Source organism: Salinimicrobium oceani (genome assembly GCF_012037645.1).
On the sequence record NZ_JAAVJR010000275.1, the window covers coordinates 1 to 574 of the forward strand.

General features: G+C 37.3%; 1 protein-coding gene. It reads left to right on the forward strand.

Annotated features, from left to right (window positions below; translation table 11 throughout):
* A partial coding sequence (locus HC175_RS16700; protein WP_168139494.1) for an N-6 DNA methylase occupies positions 1–574 on the forward strand: 574 nt, incomplete at both ends.

Consider the following 574-nt stretch of genomic DNA (forward strand, 5'->3'; position numbering starts at 1 on the left):
TGGAAAAAAGAATCCTTTGTTCGAGAATGATGAAAGATTTAGTCAATATGGTAAGTTAGCCCCAAGCAGTAAGGCAGACTTTGCTTTTGTACAACACATGATCTACCAGCTTGCCGAAAACGGTACAATGGCGTGTGTTTTACCGCACGGAGTTCTGTTTAGAGGATCTTCGGAAGGTGCAATTAGAAAATATCTTATTGAGAAGCTAAACTACCTCGATGCTGTAATTGGCTTACCTGCAAATATCTTTTTTGGAACAGGAATTCCTACCTGTATATTGGTTTTGAGCAAATGCCGGGTAAATGATGATAATATTTTGTTTATCGATGCTTCCGAAGGCTACACAAAGGACGGTAACAAAAATAGATTAAAGCAAAAACATATTGACAAAATCATTGACACTTACCGAAACCGGGAAACTATCGATAAATTTAGCTATTTAGCTGATCTGGATGAGGTAAAGGAGAATGATTTCAACCTTAATATTCCACGGTATGTGGACACTTTCGAGGAAGAAGAACCAGTAGATCTCGATTCTGTTTCAACAGAATTAAAACAGATTGAAACAGAATTG